General features: G+C 71.9%; 19 protein-coding genes and 2 pseudogenes. 12 read left to right on the top strand and 9 right to left on the bottom strand.

Annotated features, from left to right (window positions below; genetic code table 11):
- Positions 1–141 precede the first annotated feature (141 nt).
- Positions 142–1,506 carry a cytochrome P450 gene (locus ACZ7H1_RS19065; RefSeq protein WP_470788043.1) on the bottom strand — a complete coding sequence of 455 codons (1,365 nt, stop codon included), beginning with the start codon at positions 1,504–1,506 and terminating at the stop codon, positions 142–144.
- Positions 1,507–1,781: 275 nt separating this feature from the next.
- On the opposite strand from ACZ7H1_RS19065, the gene ACZ7H1_RS19060 reads away from it, so the two are divergent.
- Positions 1,782–2,996 (top strand): macrolide family glycosyltransferase, encoded by a 1,215-nt coding sequence (locus tag ACZ7H1_RS19060; protein ID WP_470788041.1) that lies wholly within the window; start codon positions 1,782–1,784, stop codon positions 2,994–2,996.
- A gap of 108 nt (positions 2,997–3,104) precedes the next feature.
- Here ACZ7H1_RS19060 and ACZ7H1_RS19055 read toward each other — a convergent pair whose 3' ends face one another.
- The 4 genes and pseudogenes from ACZ7H1_RS19055 to ACZ7H1_RS19040 all read right to left on the bottom strand — a co-directional run bounded on the left by ACZ7H1_RS19055 (position 3,105) and on the right by ACZ7H1_RS19040 (position 7,919).
- Positions 3,105–4,100: a GDSL-type esterase/lipase family protein gene (locus ACZ7H1_RS19055; protein WP_470788040.1), complete on the bottom strand. Its 996-nt coding sequence runs from the start codon at positions 4,098–4,100 to the stop codon at positions 3,105–3,107.
- Positions 4,100–6,397 (bottom strand): alpha/beta fold hydrolase, encoded by a 2,298-nt coding sequence (locus ACZ7H1_RS19050; protein WP_470788038.1) that lies wholly within the window; start codon positions 6,395–6,397, stop codon positions 4,100–4,102. Before ACZ7H1_RS19050 ends, ACZ7H1_RS19055 begins: the two co-directional genes overlap by 1 nt.
- A 636-nt stretch (positions 6,398–7,033) precedes the next feature.
- Positions 7,034–7,511, bottom strand: a pseudogene (locus ACZ7H1_RS19045) (helix-turn-helix domain-containing protein); the annotation flags it as partial.
- 264 nt (positions 7,512–7,775) lie between these two features.
- A complete protein-coding gene (locus tag ACZ7H1_RS19040; RefSeq protein WP_470788036.1) occupies positions 7,776–7,919 on the bottom strand; it encodes a hypothetical protein in 144 nt (47 codons plus the stop codon).
- 431 nt (positions 7,920–8,350) lie between these two features.
- On the opposite strand from ACZ7H1_RS19040, the gene ACZ7H1_RS19035 reads away from it, so the two are divergent.
- On the top strand, positions 8,351–8,650 hold the full coding sequence (locus ACZ7H1_RS19035; protein WP_319317860.1) for a DUF6342 family protein: 300 nt from the start codon (positions 8,351–8,353) through the stop codon (positions 8,648–8,650).
- A gap of 292 nt (positions 8,651–8,942) precedes the next feature.
- Here ACZ7H1_RS19035 and ACZ7H1_RS19030 read toward each other — a convergent pair whose 3' ends face one another.
- Positions 8,943–10,550: a hypothetical protein gene (locus tag ACZ7H1_RS19030; protein ID WP_470788034.1), complete on the bottom strand. Its 1,608-nt coding sequence runs from the start codon at positions 10,548–10,550 to the stop codon at positions 8,943–8,945.
- A gap of 167 nt (positions 10,551–10,717) precedes the next feature.
- On the opposite strand from ACZ7H1_RS19030, the gene ACZ7H1_RS19025 reads away from it, so the two are divergent.
- Complete coding sequence (locus ACZ7H1_RS19025) at positions 10,718–11,503, top strand: hypothetical protein (RefSeq protein WP_470788032.1); 786 nt, start codon at positions 10,718–10,720, stop codon at positions 11,501–11,503.
- A gap of 66 nt (positions 11,504–11,569) precedes the next feature.
- The gene (locus ACZ7H1_RS19020; protein ID WP_470788030.1) at positions 11,570–12,784 is read left to right on the top strand and encodes a hypothetical protein; all 1,215 of its coding nucleotides are present in this window, start codon (positions 11,570–11,572) and stop codon (positions 12,782–12,784) included.
- A 633-nt stretch (positions 12,785–13,417) separates the two neighbouring features.
- Here ACZ7H1_RS19020 and ACZ7H1_RS19015 read toward each other — a convergent pair.
- The gene (locus ACZ7H1_RS19015) at positions 13,418–13,609 is read right to left on the bottom strand and encodes a hypothetical protein (protein WP_470788029.1); all 192 of its coding nucleotides are present in this window, start codon (positions 13,607–13,609) and stop codon (positions 13,418–13,420) included.
- Between the two features lie 148 nt (positions 13,610–13,757).
- Here ACZ7H1_RS19015 and ACZ7H1_RS19010 point away from each other — a divergent pair, with 148 nt between their 5' ends.
- The 4 genes and pseudogenes from ACZ7H1_RS19010 (at position 13,758) to ACZ7H1_RS18995 (ending at position 15,748) form a co-directional block, all read left to right on the top strand.
- Entirely contained in the window at positions 13,758–14,648 is an 891-nt protein-coding gene (locus ACZ7H1_RS19010; RefSeq protein ID WP_470788028.1) for an SDR family NAD(P)-dependent oxidoreductase, read from the top strand.
- Between the two features lie 82 nt (positions 14,649–14,730).
- A complete protein-coding gene (locus ACZ7H1_RS19005; protein WP_470788027.1) occupies positions 14,731–15,309 on the top strand; it encodes a TetR/AcrR family transcriptional regulator in 579 nt (192 codons plus the stop codon).
- 24 nt (positions 15,310–15,333) lie between these two features.
- Positions 15,334–15,543, top strand: a pseudogene (locus ACZ7H1_RS19000) (transposase); the annotation flags it as partial.
- 55 nt (positions 15,544–15,598) lie between these two features.
- Entirely contained in the window at positions 15,599–15,748 is a 150-nt protein-coding gene (locus ACZ7H1_RS18995) for a hypothetical protein (protein ID WP_470788025.1), read from the top strand.
- 75 nt (positions 15,749–15,823) lie between these two features.
- Here the strand turns inward: ACZ7H1_RS18995 and ACZ7H1_RS18990 are convergent, their stop codons facing one another.
- Complete coding sequence (locus ACZ7H1_RS18990; protein WP_470788024.1) at positions 15,824–16,039, bottom strand: three-helix bundle dimerization domain-containing protein; 216 nt, start codon at positions 16,037–16,039, stop codon at positions 15,824–15,826.
- 273 nt (positions 16,040–16,312) lie between these two features.
- Here ACZ7H1_RS18990 and ACZ7H1_RS18985 point away from each other — a divergent pair, with 273 nt between their 5' ends.
- The 3 genes from ACZ7H1_RS18985 (at position 16,313) to ACZ7H1_RS18975 (ending at position 17,837) form a co-directional block, all read left to right on the top strand.
- On the top strand, positions 16,313–16,531 hold the full coding sequence (locus tag ACZ7H1_RS18985; RefSeq protein ID WP_470788023.1) for a YozE family protein: 219 nt from the start codon (positions 16,313–16,315) through the stop codon (positions 16,529–16,531).
- Between the two features lie 417 nt (positions 16,532–16,948).
- Positions 16,949–17,350 carry a restriction endonuclease gene (locus ACZ7H1_RS18980; RefSeq protein ID WP_470788022.1) on the top strand — a complete coding sequence of 134 codons (402 nt, stop codon included), beginning with the start codon at positions 16,949–16,951 and terminating at the stop codon, positions 17,348–17,350.
- A gap of 199 nt (positions 17,351–17,549) precedes the next feature.
- Positions 17,550–17,837, top strand: coding sequence for a hypothetical protein (locus ACZ7H1_RS18975; RefSeq protein WP_470788020.1), 288 nt, complete (start codon positions 17,550–17,552; stop codon positions 17,835–17,837).
- 5 nt (positions 17,838–17,842) lie between these two features.
- On the opposite strand, the gene ACZ7H1_RS18970 is transcribed toward ACZ7H1_RS18975, so the two are convergent.
- Positions 17,843–18,898: an AraC-like ligand-binding domain-containing protein gene (locus tag ACZ7H1_RS18970; protein WP_470788018.1), complete on the bottom strand. Its 1,056-nt coding sequence runs from the start codon at positions 18,896–18,898 to the stop codon at positions 17,843–17,845.
- Between the two features lie 161 nt (positions 18,899–19,059).
- On the opposite strand from ACZ7H1_RS18970, the gene ACZ7H1_RS18965 reads away from it, so the two are divergent.
- Positions 19,060–20,028, top strand: coding sequence for an alpha/beta hydrolase (locus ACZ7H1_RS18965; protein ID WP_470788016.1), 969 nt, complete (start codon positions 19,060–19,062; stop codon positions 20,026–20,028).
- Positions 20,029–20,048 lie beyond the last annotated feature (20 nt).

The raw sequence follows: 20,048 nt of genomic DNA, 5'->3' as shown, positions 1-20,048 counted from the left end.
TCTTCCGGACGGTTTCACTGCGGTGGACTCTTTGCCGTGGGCGGATCCGGACACGCGGATCGGCGTGGTCTACGGCACCTTCGAATGGCGCTCCGCGCCGGCTGGGGCGTCGGGGTGGACCGCGGCCCGGCGCCGGCCGGCCTACTGCGTGGCGTTCGAGGTCCTCCAGCTCGATTGCCACGAGCCGCTCTCGGGCAGGGGCGGGCGGGGGACCGGGAAGGGCCGGTGCGCCGGGCACGCTTGGGCGACGGTGACGGAGTACTTCTCCACGTGCCGCTGCGTGCTCCCCTTGCGTCGGGCAGGCGGACCGGCCGCCGAGAGTTCGCCGATCCGCGGTAGCAGGGCGCGCAGCACCGCGGCGATCTCGCGGCGTGCCAGGCCGGCCCCGGCGCAGTAGTGGATGCCGGAGCCGAAGGAGAGGTGCCGCGGCCGCGGGCCGTCCAGGTGTAGTTGATCGGGGTCTGGCACCACGGCCCGGTCGTGGGCGGCGGCCCCGATGGCCACGTGTACGCGCTGTCCCCGGTGAACGGTACGTCCGTGGAAGATGCCGTCATGGGCGGCGATGCGCTGGAGGAACTGGATGGGCGGGTCGAAGCGGAGGAGTTCCTCCACGGCGTCGGCGATCCGGTCGGGGCGGGCGAGTAGCCGACGGACCTGCTCGGGACGGCCGAGCAGGGTATGGGCGGCCGACGTGAGGAACGTGGAGACGATCGGGCTGCCGGCGATGAGGAGCAGCGAGGCCGTGCGCGCCGCGTAGCCCTCCGGCAGCGGTGTGCCGGTGCTGGGCCGCTGCTCGGCCTGCGCCAGGGCGGAGAGCATCCCGGACCGGCCGACACGGCCCTGGGCCAGTCTGTCTCCCATGTGGTTGACCAGCACGGCCATGGCCCGCCCGGCGTCGGCCAGCTGGTGCCGTGTGGGAGTGGGCTCCTGCAGATGGGCGGCAGTGGCGGCCGGGGCGCGCAGGAGGTCCCCGTCTTCGGGGGGCAGCCCGAGGGTGTGGCAGAGGACCTGCATGGAGTAGGGGCCGGCGAGCGCAGACATGAAGTCGCCCCCGCCGGGACGGGACGCCGAGGAGAACAGCGCGTCGACGTGCCGGGAGGCGAGCTGGTCGATGACCGGTCCGGCCTCGGCCACCGCCCTCGCGTTCAGATGCCCTCCAAGAGGTGCGCGTTGGGCGGTGTGCGCGGGCGGGTCCAGCGTGAGAAACGTACGGTAGAGCTGCTGCAGCCCGTACGCCACGCTGTTCGTCGGACGTCGGCTCTCGTAGTGCACGGATCCCGGGGCCCGCCACCGTGCTCCGTCGCGCAGCACCTGCGCGCAGGCCTGGTGGGCGACGACGAGCAGGTCGCCGCGGCCGGTGAGGAGCACGGGGCCCATCTCCCGAAGGGCCCGGTAGGCGGGGTAGGGGTCTTCGCCGGAGGATGCCTGTGCCAACAGGGCGTCGACCGTGCCCGCGACGGTGTCACCGACACGGGCCCTCCCCGCCCCGCCCGCTGCATCACGCAAAGCTTCTCCATGACTACCAAACGTGATCACGGGTGACACGGTAACAGCAGCACGGCACCCGGACGCGACCTGGTGGGTTCGATAGGCGGAGACTCGGCACCGCAGCCGAGGGACCTCCGCCCTGGTAGTCCGGCGCTCGCTGCACCGATCAGGTGATCCTCCCCGCCACGGCAACCCCACTGCCCCTGCGCCTCGTTGCCCACTGCGAGCCAGCCTCCACCTGCCCCGCCCCCGCATCCGCGCACCCCGGACGTCCGACCGCCAGGAGAGTGACCATGTCCTCACACACCCCGATCCCGGAGCAGTCCGGCCCCGGCACCGGATCCGTCCCCCATGTGGCGGTCTTCAACGTCCCGCAACCCGGCCATGTACTGCCCACCCTGGCGCTGGTCGAGGAACTGGTACACCGTGGATACCGCGTCAGTTACGCCGTCACGCAGGAATTCGAGCCGCAGGTGCGTGCCGCGGGCGCTACGCCCGTCGTGCACCGGGCCCCGCACCAGGGGGAAGCGCCGGAGGACATGGTGCTCGGCGCCGCCCAGGCCGTCCAGCTGAGCCTGGATGCCGTCGGCGAACTGGCCACGGCCTTCGAAGGGGACCGCCCGGACATCGTCCTGTACGACGTGTACGCGTGGGCTGGTGCCCTGCTGGCCAACAGCTGGGGGGTGCCGATGGTGCACCTGGCTCCCTCCCACGTTGCCTACGAGGGGGTCGTACAGGAGATGTACGGCCTGGAGGACATCTCGCAGATCCCCGGATTCGCACGGCTGGCGGCGGCGCTGGCATCCCACGGATTCTCCTGCGGCGTCCACGAACTGACCCTGGCCCCCCGGCACGTGGTGGCCTTCTTCCCCCGCTCCTTCCAGCGCAGGCCGCAGACCGTCGTGGCCGGAGCCTGCCACTACGTCGGCCCCGCCCTGTCACCCCGAGCTTTCCAGGGCCGCTGGCGCCGGCCCGCGTCCGACCGGCGCGTGCTTTACGTTTCCCTCGGGTCCCAGTTCACCCGCCGCCCCGCGTTCTACCGCGCGTGTCTTGAGGCCTTCGGGGAAAGCGACTGGCACGTGGTCATGTCCCTCGGTCCGTACGTGCCGATGGCCGAACTCGGCGAACTGCCTGACAACTTCGAGGTGCACGCCAGCGTCCCGCAGCTGGAGGTGCTTGCCGAGGCCTCGGCCTTCGTCACGCACGGGGGGATGGGCAGCGCCATGGAGGCGCTGGCCCATGGGGTCCCGCTGGTCGCCGTCCCTCAGATGGCCGAGCAGCGGGTCAACGCGGCCCAGATCGAGCACCTCGGAGTGGGAGTCCACTTGCCACGCGAAAAGGCAACGGGCCCCAGCCTCCGGGAGGCCGTACGGCACGTCTCCGCCGACCGGGACATCGCCGCCGCGGTCGCGGCGATGCGCCGCGAGATCACGGAATCCGGTGGTGCCCGTGCGGCAGCCGATGCCGTGGAGGGGCTCCTCGTGAGCCGGGCTCCGGCCGTCCGATGACGGCGCGGGGCGAGCGGTGCTCTCGGCCCCGCGGTACGGTGAGCACCCCCGCTCAGCCGAGACTGCAAGGCCACGGCCGATAGGCGCAGGCCGGGCGCGCGCAGGCGTTCACCCGGTGAGGGCGACGGACACCACACCCTCCCGCGCGCCGCCCGCTCCCTCCGGCCCCCGCGCGCACACCCCGTCGCCCGCTCCCAACGGGCCGGCACCGTCCACCCCCGCGAACCGGCACAACAACACGCTGCCCGCCGGCTCGCGGACGGGGAACAGGCTGGCACCGGGCTCCGTCAGCACGTGCCCGGCCGCCTGTTCGAGCGGCAGGAACACCGGGGCGCGCACCGCGATACGTCCCGCCGACCGGGCCGCGCGCCCCAGCGCCCGCACCGCCACCGCGACCCGGGCCACATACAGGGCGTAGCCCTCGGCGGAGGGGTGGAAACCATCGGGGCAGTACAGCGGCGCGGAGCGATCCCGGAACTCGGGAACGGCCAGCGACACCACCACGGCCCCGGCCCCCAGCGCCGCGGCGGCCTGCTCGCGGGCAAGGCGCCGGGAGCGCAGGGAGGCGATCGGCCGGACCCAGGCGCGCAGAGCCGGTGGGGCGCCGACATCAGGGCACGTGGCCACCACCGTCTGCCAGCCGCACCCCTTCAGCTGTTGGACGTACGTCCCCAGAACCTCGGCCCGCCGCTTCAGCGAACCCGGAGCGAGAACGTCGTTCGCGCCGACGAGGACCACGGCCACGCCCGGACGGCCGAAGCCGACCGCGGCATGGACCTGCGCCGCCATGGAACCCGTGGTGGCACCCGCCCGTGCCAGCACCTTCACCTGCACCGGCCCGGCGTACTCCCGGGCGAAGGCCTCGCCGAGGACCGAGGCGACGGATACCCCCTCGGCCGGCAGGCCCACGGACAGGGCGCACGAGTCTCCCAGCAGTACGAAAGGCACGGCGTCCGCCGCGGGCAGTCCGCGCCGGCGGGCGGGGCAAGGCGGCGCCTGCCGCCCGTCCCAGACCGGGTTGCGGGTCACGAGTCGGCCGAAGGCGTTCATCGCCAGCCGACCCGACCGCCGCCGCGCATCGCGCCACCTGGATGCTCGAGACATCAGCGGTTCCATCCTTTCCCCGTTCCTTCGCCGACGCCCGGACCTGTCGACGGACCGTTCGGCACACGCCGACTCACGGGCGCCCGCCCGCCGCTCCCTTCCAGGTCCGTCCAGAAGTCCAGCAGCGCCTGGGTGAAGGCGTGCGGTTGGTGCAGATGGACACAGTGGCCGGCATGGGGGATCGCGACGACCGGCGCGTCCAGGGCCAGGGCGGCACGCGCGTACTGATCGCGGGTGTAGAGGGAGTCTTTGGCCCCGTGGACGAGCAGGGCGGGGACGCCGGGGAGCACGGCCCCGCGCGGCTCGAGATGCCCGTCGGTCCGCTTGGGCCGCCGGTGCTGGGCATGCTGCACGTCGGCCCAGGACCGGGCCAGACCCAGCAGGTGGTCGGAGCTCGTCCCCGACAGGCGTGTCAGGGTGGACTGACCCGCACCTGCGGCCGCGCCCTGCCGCGGGCCGGGACGGTCCCAGCCCGCCAGGACGGCCCGTGCCACGGACTTGGGCTCGACGAACCGCCCGGCGAGCGCGGCGGCTCGCAACTGGAGGCGCTGCGTGAGACTCGTGCCCAGCGTGGCCCCGACAAGCGTCACCGTGCGGACCTTCCCGGCGGAGCGGGCGGCGGCGAGACGGGCCACGCTGGCGCCCATGCACAGACCGACCAGATGGACCCCCTGGCAGGAGACCTCCTGCACGATCCGCACCAGGTCTGCTGCCAACGTCTCCAGGGTGTACTCCCCGGGCCCGGCCGGGCCCGGGGACTCGTGCTGGCCCCGATGGTCGTACGCGTACACGTGATAGCCGCCCTCCGACAGTAACGGAAGCACGGGCAGGAAGTCCTCCTTCCACCCCAGATACCCGCTCACCAGCACCACCGCTCCGCGTTCGGGAACACCGGGGGCGGGTGGGCTGTACAGGGCGGCCAAAGGCCCCGCCTCGGTGGCGAACCGGCGACGGACGACGGAGGGGAGCGACCCCTGGACCGACGTCGTCGCACCAGGAATTCCGGAGCGAGCCGCGGGCAGCCGTGAGGGCGATGTCGGCAATGACGGCGAAGTGTGCGAAGCGGTGACGGGAAACTCCTTGATCTGGCGGTGCATGCTGCCCGGCCGGCGCAGGGGTGGACCCGCAGCCCTCAGGCGGGGGAGCTCCCGGGCCAGGGCAGGGAGGACGGCGCCGATCTCGAGACGGGCGAGTGCCGCACCGAGGCAGTAGTGGATGCCACCGCCGAAGGTCAGCGCGGGAGTACGGGGGTTGTCCAGGTTGAGACGGTCGGGATCCGCCAGGAGCGCGGGGTCGTGGCTGGCGGCGCCGATGGCGATGTTGAGCAGCTGGCCGGCGCGGACCGGGTGGCCGTGGAAGACACCGTCGCACGCCGCCCGGCGCTTGGCGTAGTGGACCGGAGGGTCGAAGCGCAGCAGTTCCTCGATGGCGCCGGGCAATGCGTCCGGGTCGTCCCGCAGCCGCTGTGCCTGCTCGGGGTGACGCAGCAGTGTGTGCACGGCAGACGCCAGGTGGGTCGAGACGGACTGGCTGCCCGCGATGAGGAGCATTCCGGCGGTACGCGCCGCGTACCCGGCGGGCAGCAGCCCATCCGATGAGGCCTCCGCCCGCTGGAGTTCGGCGAGTAGCCCATGGGGATCAAAACTGTTTTCGGCCAGTCGTCGTTCCATATGACGCATCAGGGCGGCGCAAGCCGACCCGGTGGCCACCATCTGTGTACGGGTGGCCGCGGGTTCCAGGATCCAGAAGGCCGCCGTGGCGGGTGGCAGCAGTACGGCGGCGTCTTCGACGGGAAGCCCCAGAACGTGGCACAAAACCTGCGAGGGGTAGGGGTCGGCGAGCAGGGCGACGAAGTCGGCCCGTTCATGCCGGCGGATCGCCCGGGCCAGGTCGGAGACCCGTGCGACCGCCAGACTGCGGATGCCCGGCTCGGCGGCCGCGACGGCACGGGCGGCCAGGGCCCGGGTGAGCCCCCGGCGTTGAGCGGTGTGATGGGGCGGGTCCAGGGCGATGAACGTTCGGTACAGCTGCTGGTACCCGTAGACCATGCCGTCGCTGACCTCACGGTGCTCGAATCGAGTGGAGCCCACCGCCTTCCACTGCGCGTCGTCCCGCAGCGCCTCAGCACACGCCGCGTGGCTGACTGCCAGGAGCTCGCCCTCGCCGGTGGTGTGTACGGGTCCCATCTCCCGCAGCTCCCGATAGACGGGGTAGGGGTCTTCCGCGGTGATCGCGGCAGCGAGCAGCCGGTCCACCTGGTCCGGTGTGGCCCGAGATCCGCTGGGGCGGGTGAGCATGTCAGCTGCCTCTCTGATCCGGCCGGCCACGGGAGGGCGGAGTTCGCCAGCTCGGGCACCGCCACGCCCCGGGCGCGGGTCAACGACGGACCGCCGCACGCTCCCTGCTCACGAGGTGGGGGGCGTACGCCTTCCCATGGAGCAACGAGCCCGGCCGCCAGGAGTACGCGATCGCCCCCCAGCCCCACCCCGATGGCGGAGGCGGGACTCAGCCCGTCCTGCCGAACATCGCCCGACCACACGGCACGGCTCGTAACGTGGCGGCACCCCCGTCGGTTAGCTCATCACTGTCCATGGGTGCACGCGTAGGGTTCCGCGGTACACCCTCACCCCGCCTGGTGATCACGATCATGACCCATCGCCCGAACGCGATCGACGGATGCTTCCTCACCTACGAACGGCGGAACGAGAAGATCCGGCCCTATATCGGCATGGTCCTCCACGCGACGGGCACGGCACCGAGCCTGAGTCGGCTACGTGAACAGATCGCCGAACGACTCGGCCGGATGCCCACCTTGACGTACACGGTCACCAGACAGAACCGGCGTACGGTCTGGGAGCCCGACCCCGATTTCCACCTTCCCCGCCACGTAGGCGAAATCCCTCTCGTCGGTGCCACCACCACGCTCGGGGAAACTCCGCCCAGGTCGCCCCCGCCACACGGTGACGGCCTGCTCGTCGCGTTCGGCGACCCGCCGCGCGGGCACCTGCGGGGAGAAGCCGAGCCGGTGCATCAACCGGGTGGCACCCGAGACGCTGTAGGCGATGTGGAACTTCCGGCCGGTCAGCGTGGCCACCCTCGACGCGGTCCACACCTGATCCTCCACCCAGCCATGCGCGGCCGGCCCCTCCTCCAGGAACCCCGCCCGCTTGTCCAGGCACCGCGGGGACAGACGACACCGTGACCCGCTCGGACCGAGGGAGCCCAGAGCCCCCACACCACCGTCCCGCCACAACTGGCGCCACAGGTAAGCCGACTTCACGCTCACCCGCAGCCTGCGTGCGACTTCCGACACCGCGATCCGCTGCTCGAACAGCTCGGCCGCCTGCATCCGTACGTTTCGCGACGCCGACGCCTTGCAGGAGACAGCCCACCCCCATCCGCATACCTCACACACCACGCAACAGACACCCACCCACACCCATCAGGGACTTCACGACGATTCACCCCAACGAGCTGAAGTCAGTACCACCCTGGATCAGCTCCAGGAGCACGGCGGTGTGGTGGCGGCTGGGACGGACTGGCGAGCAGACACTGACGGCCGCCCTCGACAACCCCCGACGGCGGAGTCCTCGACCAGGCCGCCCGCGTCGACGCGCACGAGAAACATTGCCGTGCCGCCGAACTGGAGGCGCAGCGCCCCGTGTGCCCGCCCGCCTACAAGCCGCCCTGCCGCCGCTCCCGGAAGACGACGACCCTGCTGTCGGCTGGCCGGTGCGCGACGCCGATGGCGACGCCGTCGTAGCGCACCCGGCGCCGGCCCTGCTCGTCGGGCGGGTAGACGATCAGCTTGGCAGCCATGCGCCCAGCCTCTTCCCCGCCGTCCCCACCGGCACCTGGCCGCGCGCGAACACCTGGTCCGCGCCGCCGTCGACCCGTACATCGACCGCGACGTCCTCGCGCAGCAACGGTCCACGGGAACCCATTCGCCGCCGCCAGGACGTCCTTGTCAGGTAGCTGGTGAATCCAGGAGGAACAGCCATACCGCCTTTCGATGCGGCGAAGCGTCTGCCCAGCAGGCCGGTTGGGTCGTTGATGTCACGGCGATTTCAGGGCATTTCAACTCTCTGGTGGCTTGAACTTCGATTCCGGACTGTTTGGACAGAAATCCGGTCACGTGAAGAACTCTCCGTTACCCCTGATGGACTGTCCGTATAGGTTTTGTCGTGGTTCGGGCGGCCGTAACGGCCCGGGCCGGAGGCCCATCCACCGGATCTGAAGGGGGAAGTCGCATGGCTGACATCGATCTCGGAGTGGCGTCGGACTGGGACGAGGGAGACACCCACGCCCGTATCAAGCTGCGGGAGAACCAGGTCTACCCGGGCTCGCCGAAGAAGGATGTGCTCATCAGCTCCCCGGTGAGCATCGAGCTGTCGGTGAACACGAACCACTCGACCTCGCAGGAGGCGGACAAGATCTACTTCACGACCCACCACGGCTCGACGAAGAAGATCATCGCGGTGCTCGACTCCGACGGGAACCTGCACATCGCCGGACGCCTGATAACCGAGCAGAAGGACCTCGGCTATTAGCACATCCCTCCCGGGGAGCCCACGGCGAGCGGCAGGCCGCGTCATTACGTGAGCTTGTCCGCCTTCCGTCCGCGCAGCACAAGGGCCCGCACGACCGATCAGGTCGGCGGGCTCTCCTCGTTACTGACACCGCCCCGGCCGGTATCAGGGAGCCGGCAAGCAAGTAGCCGCCGCGATCGCGACGACGCTCATCACGCCCATCTCATCCCGAACGCGGACAGCTGCTCGATTCAGCCTGGCAGGGGTGCGGCCTCCCGGCGGGGATGCGGTCTGGCCTGTCTCGGTGAGCTGATCACGGCTCCATCGCGGCGATGGCGCGGGCGGGGCCTGCGATCACCGTCCATCGGTCACCGGACCCGTTCCAGCGGGAGACGGTCTTCCGGTCGGCCGAGAGGCGGTAGAGGTACTGGCCGTCCATGGCGAGCTGGGCGCCGGCCCGTCCGATGGGCGACCAGGATCCGGGGCGGCCGTCGTACTTGAGGATGCGCCCGGAGGGCCGTTCGACGAGGAAGAGACCGGGGCCGCCGGCGTGGATGGAGTGGGCGGGTCCGCCGATCCTGGTCCAGGAGTCACCGTTCCCCTTCCACTCCCACACTCCGTCCCGTCCGGTGGCGAGGCGGTACAGGTGCCCGGGGCCGACGGCGAAGTCGGCGGCGGGCTCGCTGACGTCCTGCCAGACCCCAGGGCTGCCCCCGTACCGCCACAGGCGGCCGGTGTCGGGGTTCGTGGCGAAGAGGCCCGCGCCGCCGGCGTAGAGCTTCGAGGCGGCCGTGCCGACCCGCTCCCACTCTTCGGCCCGGCCGGTCCACCGCATGACGGCGTCCTGCTCGGGCTTGAGCGCGTACAGGCCGTTGCCTGCGACGGCGAACTGGGCGCCGGGCGAGCCGACCCGGCTCCAGCGTCCTGGCGCTCCGCCGTACCGGAAAATCCAGCCGCTGTCGGGGTCGGTGGCGAACAGGCCGGCTTTGCCTGCATGGATGCTGCCGGCGGGGCCGCCGATCGGCTGCCAGCCCGTGCCCGAGCCGTTCCAGCGGAGCACGGCCTGACCGTCGGCGGAAATCATGTATGCGGGGCCTGTCGCCGGGGCGGCCGCTTCGCGCCCGCGCCCATCCGGGGGAGGCGCGGAGCCGGCTTCCGGCAGGGCGGCCGCGGGGCCGGATGCGGTCCCGCCCAGGGGCGGCAGGGCGGTAGTCGGCGGTGCGGGTGCCGTGCCCAGGCCCGTGCCGGCACCGGCGCCTGCGGGGTTCCCGGTGGTGGTGGGGCCGGGCTGCGGATGGGCGGCCGCTGCGTTGGCCTGCTGGTCCAGGTTCCGGTCGTCGAGGTACGCCGAGCCCACCAGGCCGCCGGTCACGAGTACCGCCCCGCACACCGACAGCGCCGCGACCCTGCCGGGCTGGACCGCGCGTCGGCGGCGGGCGCCTGGCGGCACCTCGGCCACGGCCGAGGCGGTCGTCCCGGGACCGGCTTCCGCCAGCCACGGCATCAGGCGCCGCAGTGAGGGGATGATGCCGGCGAGGGCCTCGACGTGCTCGTCGGCGCGTGCGAGGTCCTCTTGGATCTGCTTGCGGGCCTCGGATTCCGCGGGCCGCGGTGCCGGGCGCGATTCCCGGTCCGCTTCGAACGCTGCCCGGCACAGCTGGACCGCCTTGCGCCGCAGTGCGTCCCGGCGGCCCGGGTCGTGTCCGTAGAGCAGGTCGATCAGCGGCAGGAGGCGGTCCGGCGGTACGAGCTTCACGCCCGACCGGTACTCGCTCCACTGCCCCTTGCTGCCCCCGGACCGCTTCGCCAGCTCCTGCACGGTGGTGCCCCGGGTCAGCTCGCGCAGGAACTGCGCGAGCGCGTTTGCCTCCTCGGTCCGCCCCTTGAGCTCGCCCAGCGGACGCCCGGCTCTCCCTCTCACAACCGCCCCCCATTGTTCGTGAACATTCGTTGTTCGTCCATGACGGACTCACTGACCTGCGGTTCTGCACACCGTCGGCCGTGACGAACTCCTACGGGCCCGACGGTGGAGCTGTCCACGAAAGACGGAACCTCGCCGACGAACCGGCCGAGCCGCAGGAGGTACTGATGTCGATGCATGTGAACTCCCGTACACAGTATGCGAGTTCATTCGTCCGGCAGGTCGCCGCCGTCGCCCTCGCGGCAGGACTGCTGTCGGCCTGCGCAGCGGACTCCGGCAGTCCGGGCAGGGCTGCTCAGGTCGCGGCCGACCGGCAGGCCGTCAGTGCCGGCGCCGCCGGTGCCCCGGCGGACCGCGGCGGCGGCGCGTCCGGCACCCCGGCGGCCGCCGCCGCACCGGACCTCGCGTCCGACGCGCTGCCGGGCCGCGGTACCCACGCCTGGAAACCCGCCGCAGCACCCCAGACCCGCGCTGCGGGGCCCGCGGTCACGCTCAACGAATGCGCCGGCATCGGCGGATTCGGCGAGTGGCGCCAGCAGGCCCACACCGGCAAAGGCGACGCGGTCGCGATCCAGGACACCTTCCGCTTCGCCTCGGCCGAGCGCGCGGCCCGTGCCCACGCCGCCCTGGCGAAGGCACTGGCCTCCTGCGAGCAGCGGTCGCAGCAGTACCAGAAGTCCCAGGGCGGTGCCGTCGACGCCCGAGTCACCCGCGGCGCGGCGACGGCGGCGGGTGCGCTGTGGACGCGCGCCTGGACCCCGGTGACCGGCCTGCCGACAGGCCGCGCGACCCACCGCATCTACACGGTGCGCTCCGGCGTCCGAGTCTCCGTCCTGCAGACCACCGAACCGGCGGCGGCCCGGAATCAGGCGACGACGGACACCGAGGACCGTGCCGTCCTGGCCGCCCTGGAGCAGCGGCTGCACCAGGCCGACGGCGCGTCCGGCCGCTGACCCGCCGGCACCTCACACCGCCTCACCACATCGCAAGCCTCCAGCCACCACCGAAGGAGAACTGTCATGTCCCTGACCCGTGCCCGCCTGATACGCGGCGGAGCCGCCCTGGCGGGAGCCGCGCTCATTGGCTCCCTCGCCACCGGCATCGCCCGGGCCGACAGCGTCCAGGGCGGCGACCGGCCCGCCACGTCCACCGGAAGCATCGGGGCCGGCGCGGCCCCCGGCGGCACCGTCACCCGCGACCAGGTCATGCGCCGCGCCCAGGTCTGGGTCGACCTCAAGGTGCCGTACAGCACCAACGGGCTGGCGTACCCGTACAGCTGGTGGACCGACCCGGCGACCGGCGGACCGTACCGCCAGGACTGCTCCGGATACGTGTCCATGGCCTGGCAGCTCCGCAACAGCCTCACCACCCTCAGCCTGCCGAACGTCTCCACCCCCATCAGCTCCCAGGACCTCAAGCCCGGCGACATCCTGAACTCGACCAACCACGTGGTCCTCTTCGGCGGCTGGATCGACAAGCGCCAGGGAACCTTCGTCTACTACCAGGAGAGCAGCCGCCGGGTGCCGACCGGCCGCTACACCGACGGAAACCTCAACGCCAGCACCCTCGCCAACCACCCCACCAGCACCTACAAGGCGCTGCGCTACCGAGCCATCACCGACGGCCCCACTACACCCGCGCCCGGCGTGCCCGCGGGTGACACCGCCCGCGGCCTCATCTCCGTCACCCACGCGAACAAGCTGTACGCCATTTCCCCCCAGCGCGCCGCTGTGTACGAGTGGACGGGCCGCGGCAGCACGTGGACCCGCATCGGCGGTCCGGCCGCCACGATCCAGGCCGGCGCGGCCGGGGTGTTCGCCACGAACCCGCAGACCGGAGCCCTGTACCGTTACAACGGCCGTCCCGGCTCGTGGACGCGGGTCGGCGGCCCCGGCAAGGCCTTCGCCGTCAGCGGCAACGGCGTGTACGGGATCTCCCCGCGCGGCGACGCCGTCTACCAGTGGACGGGCCGCGGCACCACGTGGAAGCGCATCGGCGGTCCGGCCACCGACCTGTACGCCGGGGGCGCCGGCCTCTTCGCCACCAGCCCCCGCAACGGCGACCTGTACCGCTACACCGGTCGGGCCGACTCCTGGACCCGCGTAGGAGGTCCCGGCGCGACCTTCGTCGTGAGCGGCAGCACCGCCTATGGCATCTCGCCCCGCCATGACGCGGTCTACCGCTGGACCGGCCAAGGCGCCAACTGGACCCGCATCGGCGGCCCCACCGCCTGACCCCGCCCGCCCGACGACCAGGCAGCCCGGCCGGACCACCGGCCGGGCTGCCCCCCTGCGCCGACTGAAGCCTGCCAAGGCGACCAGCGACGGCCGCCACTGTGTGCGAGGCGGGCGCGCCGCTCCCCTGATCTCCACGGCAACGCCGAGCGCCAGCGCCCTCGTCCTGCCCGGAGCTCCGTGGCAGGTCGTCCCCCGCACGCGCGGCCTGCCGGGCCACGGGCAAGGCGAAGCCGCCCCCATCGTGGACCGCTGCAGTCCTACTGCAGCGGGCTGAGCGGCTGGATCCCCGTGCCGTCGTACAACTCCGGCTCCAGCGACTGCACCGTGACGGGTTGCCCCGTCTTGGCGGCGGCCCAGGCGAGGGCGGCGGGGCGGGTGACGGCCCAGGGGCCTGCGGCCAGGAGGCTGCCTCCGCGGCGTGGTCCGCGGTGAACGGCACGGTGGTGGTGAACCGCAGCCTGCCGGCGTGCGCGCCGGCGCCGGGGAGGGCGCGCTCGGCGGCCAGGAGCGACAGGGCGGGGACGAGGACTTGGCCGGTGCCTCGGGAGGACTCGATGTCGGGGCCGGTGAAGAAGGGGTCGGCCTGGTAGAAGTCGATCAGCGCGGTGTGGCCGAAGACCGCGGTCAAGGTCACGCGGCCGCGCCGTCCTGGTGGGCTCGGATCCGATCCCAGGCGGACTGGCCGGTCTGTTGGACCTGCTCGCTGTAGGTCAGCCCCAGCTCGGCGGCCGCGGCCCGGGCGCGCTGCTCCTGCTCGGCGACCGTCAGCTGGCCGGCCGCCAGCTCCTCCAGCAGTTCTGTGACCGTGGTGTCGACGGTCACGCAATTCCCCAGCCATCCGCCTGCCCCCTGTCGGCGGGCGGACCGCCGCTGCGGCCGAAGCCCCAAGCGGATAGTTCATCCGAATGCGTGCTACCGTCCGGGGTTAAGCGGATGATCTATCCGATTGGCTGCCGGAGTGGAGGAGCGCATGAAGAAGACAGCAGTGGTCACGGCCGGAACAGGGGGCATCGGCCTGGAGGTGGCGCTGGGGCTGGCCGTCGCAGGGTTCGCGGTCACGGTGATCGGGCGCGACGCCGAACGGGGAGCCATGGCCGTCGCGCGGATCAACGCGGCGGGCTCGGTGCACCCGGCCCGGTTCCTGTCCGCGGACCTCGCCTCGCTCGACCAGGTGCGTGCGCTCGCCCGGACGATCGCGGTCGACCACGCCGCCTCGGGGGAACCGCTGACGGTGCTGGTCAACAACGTCGGGGCGATGTTCGCCGAGCGCCAGACCCGGGGCGGTGTCGAGGCGTCGTTCGTCGTCAACCACCTCTCGCCCTACCTGCTGACCGAACTGCTGTTGCCCACGCTCACGGCCGGTGCGCCGAGCAGGATCGTGAACGTGACGTCGGGCGCGGTCGCCGTGGCCAAGCGCGTGTTCGACGCCGTCGAGCCGCCGGGCGGCTACTACGGCTTCCACTGGTACGGTCGCGCCAAGCTCGCCAACCTGGCCTACACCTTGGACCTGGCAGACCGGCTGGACGGCACCGGCGTCTCGGTCTTCGCCGCCGATCCCGGAGGGGCCGCGACCGACATGACCAACGGCACCATGACCGACCCGAAGATCGTCTCGCCCGCCCTGCGGCTGCTGTGGCCCCTGGTGCGCCGCACATTCGAACGCTCGACCTCGGGTCCGGCGTCCGCGGCAGCCAGGCCCTCCATCGCGGCCGCCACCGACGAGACGCTGACGGGCCGAACCGGCATCGTCATCGGCGCCCAGGCGCACCCGGTCGCCCCACACCGGGCGGCGGCCGACCCCCGCGTCGCCGAGGCCGTACGCCGACTCAGCGAACGGCACGCACCGCTCGCCCCCGCCTGAGCGTCGTACGGGCGGCGCGGCGCTGCGGGCACCCGGCGGGCGGCGGAAGCATCCGGATGAACCATCCGATTAACATGGCCTCATGACGACGCCTCTACGCAAGGACGCGGCCCGCAACTGGCAGCGGATCGTCTCCGTCGCCCGCGACCTCGTCGACGAGGGCACACCGTTGCAGCTCAACGACGTCGCACGCCGGGCCGGGCTCGGCGTCGGCACCGTCTACCGTCACTTCGCCACCCCCGAAGCGCTGCTGGAGACCGTCGCCGCGCCATGCCTGGAAGCCCTGGCCGCCCACGGCCAGCAGGCGCTGACCGATGCCGACCCCTGGCGCAGCCTGACGGGCTTCCTCTTCCACACCGTCGAGGCGCAGGTCACCGACGCCGCCCTGCCCCCCGTCGCCGCCGCGGCCACGGACGCCCTGCCGCGCACCACGGAACTCAAGAAGTCACTGGCATCGGCCGGCGCCACCCTCCTCGCCCGGGCCCGCGATGCCGAAGTGGTCCGCCCCGACCTCGCCGCCGCCGACCTCGTCCCGCTCATGTGCGGCATCGCCCACGCCGTGAGCGTCCACGGCGGCACCCCCGCCAACCGGGCCGACACCGCACACCGCTACCTCGCAGCCCTCCTCGAAGGCTTGCGCACGACACCACCGAGCGCGTAAGCGACCCGCCCCACGGTGTACCGGATCGAGTCCGTGAACGCGAGGATCCGGCGGGCGGTCAAGGCCCGCGGGCACTTCCCGAACGAGACCGCCGCTCTGAAGTGCGTCTACATGGCGATCATGTCCCTGGACCCCACGGGCAAGGGCCAGGCCCGCTGGACCATGCGCTGGAAGACCGCCCTGAACGCCTTCGACATCACCTTCGACGGCCGACTCTCCTCAGCCCGCCAATAGGGCCGACTCTCCTCAGCCAGCCAATAGCCCCAACTACCCTCGTTACACCGTTCGATTGACAGACCCGGCCCGGGAGGTCTGCGAAGCCCTCGACCATGAACTGCTGCCGAAGAACATTGAAGGCACCCGCGCCAAACTGAAACGCCTGGTCACGCTCGACATCGTCACCGAGCCCAACACCGGCAGCCTTACCAGGAAGCAGTAGCCGTCAAGCGCCGCGACCAGCAGCCCCACACCAGCCTCACCGGGAAACAGTCACCACCTCAGGGTGCGGCGGGGGTCAGGTGTCGATCTCGCCTTGGCCGTCGGGCAGCAGGTCCCGGGCCCGGCGCTCCATGAGGACGGGAAGGTAGGTCCGCACGCGTGCGTACCGGAGTTCTTCGTACGCCGTCTGCACCGAGCCGCGCACCAGGTCGACATCGAGATGGGGGTGCGCCTTCATCAGGCGTTCGGCCACCAGGCGGAGGGTGGGGGCATCCTCTTCCGCTTCCGCCATCAGGCACCTCGGTTCGGTCGCGTTCCGGGCTGCATTCCTTCCAGTCTCGCTGACTCCGCCCATGCCCGGAAGTCGATCTTCCGCCGATGTCGGCCGCTGGCTGCGGGCCTTGGTCGGCCGAAACCTGCCGCGCCCGTTCCGGGGGCCGGTGGTGTTCGCGTATCGTGCGCCCGGGCATCGGCATCCGGCTCCAGCGCGGGACGGCCACCGGTTGCGCCCGGGGCTCGCACCGTGGGCCCGTTGAGGGTGTTGTGGCGATATGGGGATGGCCCGATGGGTGGCTTCACGACGTGGCTCCTGGGGCACGTGGCAGCAAGCGGCGTACTCGGCGAGCTGGCCAGGTCGGCCGCGGCCGATCCGCAGTGGCCTCAGGGTCCCGACCGGCTGGAGACCTTCACCGGTTACCTGGAGGACCTCGGCTCCACCCGCGCGACGTTGCAGAACCTCACCGACGCCTGGGTCCGCTACGCCTCCCACCAGGAAACGCCCTAGCTAGCGCCCGGCCAGGCCCGTGGATGCGCCCTGCTGCCATGCGACTGGGTCTGCACGTTGCGGATGTGCACGCCGGGAGGCACCGTCCTACACGGCCGTGATCACCGCCGGCTGCCTGGCTGGTTCACCGAAGACGACGTCGACGCCTTGGTCGCGAGCCGGCGGCCGGGGACGACGATGCCGGGGGCCTGACGGTGTACCGAGCTCGGCGTTTCCTGCTGACAGCCGGCCCCGACTTCGATGCCACCCGGCAGCCGCTGATCTTCGAGTGAGCCTCTGGCGCTGAGGCCGCTTCACGAGATCACCGGCGCGCGCCTGTCCCGCTTCCTCGCCCGGCAGCCCGAGAACCATGAGCACGACGGCGGCCAGGCTCTGCCCGCCCCTGCCCTCCCGCGAGACCGCCCCAACGAGGCTTTGATGAGCAGCAGACACCTGGCCCTGCGCGACCCCGAAGGGCTCCTCGAAGGTGAACTCCCCCTCGACCGAGGCACCCACGAGCGCCTGGCCAAGGCCGCGCTTGGCCGGACCGGCGAGACAGGGCTACAGCCGGCGGACCACCACCAGATCGCACTGCAGCTGACCGGCGCCGCCCGCGCAGTCGCCGCCGACGTACGCCGCGCCGCTGACCAACTGCTCGCCGACCACGCCGCCCGCGCCCTCGCCGACGTCGTCCTGGACGAAGCCGACCGGCGCCTGTCCGCTGCCCCGGACGGCACGGTGCGGTGCGCGCAGGGCCGCGCCCGCCTCATCCGCGCCCTCTACGAGCGCCTCGACCGCCTCACCGAAGCCGCCGCATCCCGGCCCGCCAGTGCCCTCTGAACCCGCCGCGCACCCGGACGAGACCTGGGGATCCTCGGGTGCGCGGCGTCGAACGGCACGACGGCCGACCCGACCGGGCCGGGCGAGCACCACTCGACACCGAGAGGGGCACCATCGTGACCACCGCAACCATCGAGCTGCGCCGCTTCTCCTGACCATCACCGGCCAGCGCTTCAAGAACGGCCAGTCCGCGCCCGAGATGTTCTCCCCGGCCGTGGACGCCGCCTGGCACGACATGCTCGACACCCCCGCCTACGCGGCCCTGTGCCAGGAGGCCGCCGGCCGGCCGATTCGCCACGTCGCGAACAACGGCCACGGCCCGATCGCCCGGGTCACCGCCTACGAGGCCGCGTACGGGCCGCTGCCGGACATGGCAGCAGTGGGGCACCCACTGCCGCAGGCCCTCAGGAACAAGATCAGCACGCACTTGGAACCCCTACCGCCCAAGATCGACAAGCGCACGGGCCCGCAGCCGAACTTGCTCTGAAACGATCAGTATTCGGTGGGACGGGCTCGGTGGCGACGCCACTCACTCGGCGTGGTCCCGTAAGCGGCGCGGAAGCGCCGGGTGAAGTGGCTGGGGCTGGTGAAGCCGCACCGGGCCGCCAGGGCGGAGACGGGCAGTGTCGCGTGACGGGGTGAGGCCAGGAGCTGGCACGCCGCTTCCAGCCGCTCGGCGATGAGCCACTGCTCGAGCCGGAGGCCCGCCCGTGCCAGCACAACGTAGAGCTGCCGTTTGGAGATGGCGTGTTCGGCAGCGATGCGTTCCGGCCCGAGATCGGGATCTGTGAGGTGGCGGCGTGCGTACGCCATGATCCGGGTAGCCAGGGAGTTGTCCATGGCCTCCCTGACCCGTTGGTCCCGTTCGTCGTGTGCAGCCGAGGTCAGCAGGGCGCGTACGAGGTCGGTGGTGGCGTTGGCGAGGGCGCCGGCTCCGGGGTCCGCTCCGAGACGGCCCGGATCCCGGAACAGCGACCGCAAGTGCCCCAGCAGCAGGTCGTGCACGGGGCTGGAACGAAGCCGTACGGAGGCCCGGATCACGGTGTCGACCGGTAGGCCGAGATGTTCCATGTCGACGGTGAGGGCCTGCGAGGCGCCGTGCCCGGACCAGCCGTAGGTGCGGGGTGCGAGTTCGTGGAAGACGCAGATGTCCTGCGGCCCGAGGGTGAACCGGGTGCCCGCCTGTTCGGCTCGGTGGATGCCTTGGGTCTGGAGCGAGACCGACACCACGGGGCGGTCTCGGTGCTGGCGCACGTGCTTGGCCGTGCGGCGGACCTCGAGCCCGGAGCTCCGCATGTCGAAGAGGTCCAGGCCGCCCATTCGCCAGCCTTCGATGCGGGCGCTGATGCCCGTCTCGCATTCCTCGTGGACGATCTCGTTCGGCACGGAGTTGTCCGTCATCGCGTGGTGGAACGCGTCCACCCTGTCGCGTGGCGCGAGGTCCTCCAGGTCCAGCAGCAGCACAAACCAGCCCTCCAGCGCGGTGTTCGGGTGCGGCGGCGCCCATCCTCCCGGTGACACCGGGCACCCGGTTGCCTTCCCGTGCACGGGTCTGTTCCTTTCGTGCCCGCACGGCTGTGAAGGCCTGCGTCGAGGGGCAGCAGGCCGGCACGTACAGGCAACCGGTCCTCTCGCCTGGCCTCTAGCTTCGGATGTGCGCCGCCTGATCCGCGCGGCGTGCACCCTCGATCCGCAGAGAGGTCCGATCCGTGACTGACCACGCATTTGTCGCGCCGGTTCTGGAGCCGCTGGCCGCAGCCTTCGCCGAGGCGACCGGAACGCCGCCGTTCCTGTTCGAGCTGGCTCCGGTGGAGGGCCGTAAGGCCGTCGAGGAGGTGCAGTCCGGCGATGTCGAGCTGCCCGCGGTCGACGAGGAGTGGGTGACCGTCGAGGGCGGACCGACCGGCGAGGTGCGGGCCAGGATCGTGCGGCCCGCCGGCACACAGGGTGAGCTGCCTGTGATCGTCTTCGTGCACGGCGCCGGCTGGGTCTTCGGCAGCGCCCACACCCACGACCGGCTGGTGCGTGAACTGGTCGTCGGAACCGGTGCCGCGGTGGTCTTTCCCGAGTACGACCTTTCCCCCGAGCACCGCTACCCGGTCGCCGTCGAGCAGGTCTGGACCGTTGCCCGCTGGGTTGTCACCCACGGTGGCGCGCACGGGCTGGACGCCGGCAGGATCGCGGTGGCCGGCGACTCGGTCGGTGGCAACATGAGCGCGGTGCTGACCCTGCTCGCCAAGGAGCGCGGCGGCCTGGCGCTCGCCCACCAGGTGCTGTTCTATCCGGTGACCGACGCCAACTTCGACACCGGCTCCTACCGCCAGTTCGCCGAGGGCTACTTCCTGCGGCGCGACGGTATGCGGTGGTTCTGGGACCAGTACACCACCGACGACAGCCAGCGCGCCGAGATGACCGCCTCCCCGCTGCGAGCCACCGTCGAGCAGCTCACCGGCCTGCCCCCGGCGCTGGTGATCACCGCGGAGGCGGACGTCCTGCGCGACGAGGGCGAAGCGTACGCCGCCAAGCTGCGGCAGGCCGGCGTGGCCGTGACCGCCGTCCGCGTCCAGGGGGTCATCCACGACTTCGTCCTGCTCAACGCCCTGCGCGGCACCCAGGGCGCCGAGGTGGCCATCGCGCTGGCCATCGCCACGCTGCGCAAGGCCCTCGCCGCCCACTGACACCCCCCGGGCGGACGGCG

The organism is Streptomyces sp. NPDC037401, assembly GCF_055602345.1.
The sequence above is the reverse complement of the archived record's forward strand: the minus strand, read 5'-3'. Positions and strand labels throughout refer to the sequence as shown.

Coding starts and splice junctions, on each gene's coding strand:
- ACZ7H1_RS19060 (WP_470788041.1), top strand. CDS start 1,782: ATGTCCTCACACACCCCGATCCCGGAGCAGTCCGGCCCCGGCACCGGA.
- ACZ7H1_RS19055 (WP_470788040.1), bottom strand. CDS start 4,100: ATGTCTCGAGCATCCAGGTGGCGCGATGCGCGGCGGCGGTCGGGTCGG.
- ACZ7H1_RS19050 (WP_470788038.1), bottom strand. CDS start 6,397: ATGCTCACCCGCCCCAGCGGATCTCGGGCCACACCGGACCAGGTGGAC.
- ACZ7H1_RS19040 (WP_470788036.1), bottom strand. CDS start 7,919: ATGGCTGCCAAGCTGATCGTCTACCCGCCCGACGAGCAGGGCCGGCGC.
- ACZ7H1_RS19035 (WP_319317860.1), top strand. CDS start 8,351: ATGGCTGACATCGATCTCGGAGTGGCGTCGGACTGGGACGAGGGAGAC.
- ACZ7H1_RS19025 (WP_470788032.1), top strand. CDS start 10,718: ATGTCGATGCATGTGAACTCCCGTACACAGTATGCGAGTTCATTCGTC.
- ACZ7H1_RS19020 (WP_470788030.1), top strand. CDS start 11,570: ATGTCCCTGACCCGTGCCCGCCTGATACGCGGCGGAGCCGCCCTGGCG.
- ACZ7H1_RS19010 (WP_470788028.1), top strand. CDS start 13,758: ATGAAGAAGACAGCAGTGGTCACGGCCGGAACAGGGGGCATCGGCCTG.
- ACZ7H1_RS19005 (WP_470788027.1), top strand. CDS start 14,731: ATGACGACGCCTCTACGCAAGGACGCGGCCCGCAACTGGCAGCGGATC.
- ACZ7H1_RS18990 (WP_470788024.1), bottom strand. CDS start 16,039: ATGGCGGAAGCGGAAGAGGATGCCCCCACCCTCCGCCTGGTGGCCGAA.
- ACZ7H1_RS18985 (WP_470788023.1), top strand. CDS start 16,313: ATGGGTGGCTTCACGACGTGGCTCCTGGGGCACGTGGCAGCAAGCGGC.
- ACZ7H1_RS18980 (WP_470788022.1), top strand. CDS start 16,949: ATGAGCAGCAGACACCTGGCCCTGCGCGACCCCGAAGGGCTCCTCGAA.
- ACZ7H1_RS18975 (WP_470788020.1), top strand. CDS start 17,550: ATGTTCTCCCCGGCCGTGGACGCCGCCTGGCACGACATGCTCGACACC.